Source organism: Allosphingosinicella sp., from assembly GCF_036387215.1.
GTDB lineage: Bacteria > Pseudomonadota > Alphaproteobacteria > Sphingomonadales > Sphingomonadaceae > Allosphingosinicella.
In genome coordinates this window covers 1-1,693 of the sequence record NZ_DASVUE010000423.1, presented here as the reverse complement: position 1 = coordinate 1,693, position 1,693 = coordinate 1, and the positions used below count along the sequence as shown (strand labels likewise).

1 protein-coding gene and 1 pseudogene are annotated in these 1,693 nt (G+C 66.6%); both read left to right on the top strand.

What is annotated here, in order from left to right; genetic code table 11:
• The first annotated feature begins 36 nt into the window (after positions 1-36).
• The gene (locus VF662_RS16180; protein ID WP_464142982.1) at positions 37-687 is read left to right on the top strand and encodes an XrtA/PEP-CTERM system exopolysaccharide export protein; all 651 of its coding nucleotides are present in this window, start codon (positions 37-39) and stop codon (positions 685-687) included.
• A 47-nt stretch (positions 688-734) separates the two neighbouring features.
• A pseudogene (locus VF662_RS16175) lies at positions 735-1,693 on the top strand (XrtA system polysaccharide chain length determinant); the annotation flags it as partial.

The following is a 1,693-nucleotide window of genomic DNA, read 5'->3' as shown; positions in this document are numbered from 1 at the left end:
CGGGTGCAGGGGAAAAGGCAGCGAAGAGGTATCATCATGCGCGTATCCGTGAAGTCCAAACTGGCTCTCCTGGTCACCGTCGGCGCGGCTGCGCTGGGCGGGTGCACGACTTCCTCCTCCACCGGAAAGTCGCTTCCCGCGGCCTCGTTCGTCGGCACCGACGAGCAAGCGGTCAGCGAGAAATACATCATCGGTCCGCTCGATGAGCTGACCGTCTTCGTCTGGCGCAATCCGGAGCTGGGCGCCAAGGTGCAGGTCCGTCCCGACGGCCGCATCACCACCCCGCTGATCACCGATATGCCCGCGGTCGGCAAAACCCCTGCCCAGCTCGCCGAGGACATCAAGAAGTCGCTGACCCAGTATATCTCCGAGCCGCGCGTCTCGGTGATGATCGACAAGTTCCAGGGCACCTTCTCGCAGCAGGTCCGCATCGTCGGCGCCACCGAAAAGCCCGCGTCGCTGCCTTACCGGGCGAACATGACGCTGCTCGACGCGATGATCGAGGTTGGCGGCCTCTCCGAATTCGCCGCCGGCGACCGCGCGCGCCTCGTCCGACACGACCGGGCGACGGGCAAGCAGACCGAATACGACCTCAAGATCTCGCGCCTCATCAAGCGCGGCGACGCCAAGGCGAACGTCCGGCTCGAGCCCGGCGACGTCATCATCATCCCCGAAAGCATGTTCTGATCACCGGCCCGGCCCGAACCTCCTCCTCAAAGGGATAGCGAAAGTCGATGGACGGTCTCTACGATCAGCTTCGGATTGCGGTGCACACCGTCTGGGTGCGCAAGTGGCTTGCCCTGGGCGTGGCCTGGGGGCTCTGCCTTGCGGGCTGGCTCGTCATCGCGCTCATCCCGAACAGCTATGAATCGAAGGCACGCGTCTTCGCCGAAATGCAGTCGATCCTGCCGCAGCAGGTCGGGATCACGGTCGCCGACCGCGCCGCCGAGCTTCTGAAGGTGAAGCAGACGCTGACTTCGACCGAGAACCTCCAGAAGGTGGTTCGAGGCACCGATCTCAACCTGCTCGTCGCGTCCGATGCGGATCTGGCGGCGCAGGTCGGTAAGCTTCGCGAGAGCATCAAGATCACGGCCGCGCTCGACAATCCCAACATGCTGGAGATCACCGCCACGGTCGGCGTGGGCGGCTTCTCCAACGCCCAGAATTCGCGCACCGCCTCCGCGGTCGTCCAGAAGCTGCTCGACATCTTCGTCGAGGAGAACCTCGCCGGCTCCCGCACCGAGACCGGCCAGTCGCTCGGCTTCCTCGACCAGGAGCTCCAGCGCCGTGAGGCCCAGCTCCAGCAGGCCGAGCAGCGCCGCGTCGAGTTCGAGACCAAGTTCCTCGGGCTTCTCCCGGGCGAGGGCTCGATCGGCCAGCGCATGTCGGCCGCCCGGATGGAGCTGTCGTCGATCGACCGCGACCTCATGACCGCACAGAGCGGCGTCGCCTCGATCCGCGCTCAGCTGGCGTCTACTCCGGCAACCATCGCCGTGCCCGGCGTCTCCGGCGGCGGCGGCTATGCCAGCCAGCAGCTCGCGACGCTCCAGGCTCAGCTCGCCCAGCAGCAATCGCGCGGCTGGACCGACAATCACCCCGACGTGATCTCGACCAAGAACGAGATCGCCCGGCTTCGCCCGCAGGCCCAGGCCGAGCGCTCGTCCGGCGGCGGCGACGGCAGCACGCCCAATCC